At 31.9% G+C, this 923-nt stretch carries 1 protein-coding gene; it reads left to right on the top strand.

The window, feature by feature from the left end:
• Window positions 1-28: 28 nt before the first annotated feature.
• Window positions 29-923 (top strand): V-type ATPase 116kDa subunit family protein (locus tag EZH24_RS12645; protein ID WP_272897904.1); only part of this gene is annotated, 895 nt, incomplete at its 3' end.

Genomic DNA, 923 nt, shown 5'->3' with positions numbered 1-923 from the left:
TTTGACGCTATATTTTCTATATTCTCGCTTGAAAAAAGAATTGTCTATTATATCGCCTTTCGGTAATTTTAGCTTTGATAAGATTAAAGAATTGCAAGAGAAAACGGATTACGATATATTATTTTATTCGGCTGCAATTAGAGAGTTTAACGAATACGATTTTAATTCTTTGAAAGATATATTCGCTTATCCTATTAAAGAAGAAAGCGGAAAAGTTTATTTTATCGTCTTTAAGAAAAAAGTGACGGAAGAGACTTTAACTTTCGATATTGTCAATATGCCTTCAAAATCTTATGACGATATAAATAAAGAAATTTCAAGAGTAGAGGGCGAAATAGAAAATAACGAAAACGAGATAATCAAAAGCCAAGTTTATATAAAAGCTATAGACGAAGAAATAGACAATCTAAATATTTATAATCATTTTGAAGAAGCTAAAGAAAGTTTTATATCAAGCGAATCGACAGAAGGAAAAATACTTTATGTGGAAGCTTATATTCCTAAAGATAAAGAAACGGAAACTAAATTATTTTTGGACGAGAAAAAAATCGCTTATATAATGGAAGAGCCTTCAAAAACGGATAATGTTCCCGTTGAGCTTAAAAACAACAAATATGCGGGCGCTTACGAGATTATCACAAAATTATTTCAATTGCCGAATTATTTTGAGATAGATTTGACTCCGATGATTGCGGTTTTCTATCCTCTTTTCTTTTCTTTTTGTTTCGGAGATTCGGGCTACGGTTTGGTTTTAACCGTTATGTCTATTATAGGATTGTTTACCGTTTTGAAAGGAAAAATGCGAGGAGTAGGAATACTCGCTTTGACTTTGGGAATTTGCACAATCATAATGGGCATTATTAACGGAGGAAGCGTATTTGGAGTGACAATTTCGGCGAATACGAATATACCTTTGTTTGCGG

It is taken from the genome of Brachyspira catarrhinii (assembly GCF_005518285.1).
Taxonomy (GTDB): Bacteria; Spirochaetota; Brachyspiria; order Brachyspirales; family Brachyspiraceae; genus Brachyspira; species Brachyspira catarrhinii.
The sequence above is the reverse complement of the archived record's forward strand: the minus strand, read 5'-3'. Positions and strand labels throughout refer to the sequence as shown.